The sequence below is a fragment of the Streptomyces murinus genome (genome assembly GCF_002154555.1).
Lineage (GTDB): Bacteria > Actinomycetota > Actinomycetes > Streptomycetales > Streptomycetaceae > Streptomyces > Streptomyces murinus.
This window is the reverse complement of the sequence record NZ_MUNF01000601.1, coordinates 1-680: the sequence shown is the minus strand read 5'-3', so window position 1 is coordinate 680 and position 680 is coordinate 1. Positions and strand designations below refer to the sequence as shown.

Annotated in this window: 1 pseudogene; it reads left to right on the top strand. The window is 70.3% G+C overall.

Annotated features, from left to right (window positions below):
• Positions 1–228 precede the first annotated feature (228 nt).
• A pseudogene (locus CCN72_RS40085) lies at positions 229–680 on the top strand (hypothetical protein); the annotation flags it as partial.

Genomic DNA, 680 nt, shown 5'->3' with positions numbered 1-680 from the left:
GTCTCCGGCAGCGACCCCGCCGGCCTCATGAACGTCATGGACCCCGGTGGCGACGGCAATTGCCCCGCCACCGGATGCCGCCAGCCTCCCTCGGACGACGGCGGTGGCGGTGGTGGCGGCGGCGGGCACCACAGTGGTGGCAGTTCCCACCACAGCTGTGGCTGGTCCCTCTCCTGCCACCTTTCCAGCTTCTCCCACAAGGTCTACTCCGCCGTCCAACGCCACCCCGTGATCGCCGCGGTCGTGGCCACCGCCGTTGTCGTCGGCTCGGTCGCCTGCGTCGCTGCGACCGCCGGAGGATGCGCAGCCGTACTCGTGGCAGGCGCCGAAGGATTCGCCTCAGCCGCCGAAGCAGGCAGCTTGGCAGGCGCCGTAGCGGGAGCCGCGACCGGTGTCATTGCCCAAGGCGGCGCTGTCGTCGTGGGAGCGGCGAGCATAGCCAGTGCGGGAGCGGCGGCCGTCGCCGAAGGAACAGAGACAGCGACCGCGTCCAGCGCCGCTTCCAGTTCCGGCGCCAAGGTTGCCGACACCGCAGCCGAGGGAACCGCCCGCTCGGGCGCCGCGGAGAGCGGCAAGCGAGCCGAGACTGCCGAACCACACAGTGGCGCCTCCGGATGCAACCACAGCTTCCTGCCCACGACCAAGGTCCTCATGGCCGACGGCCATGAAAAGAAGATCAA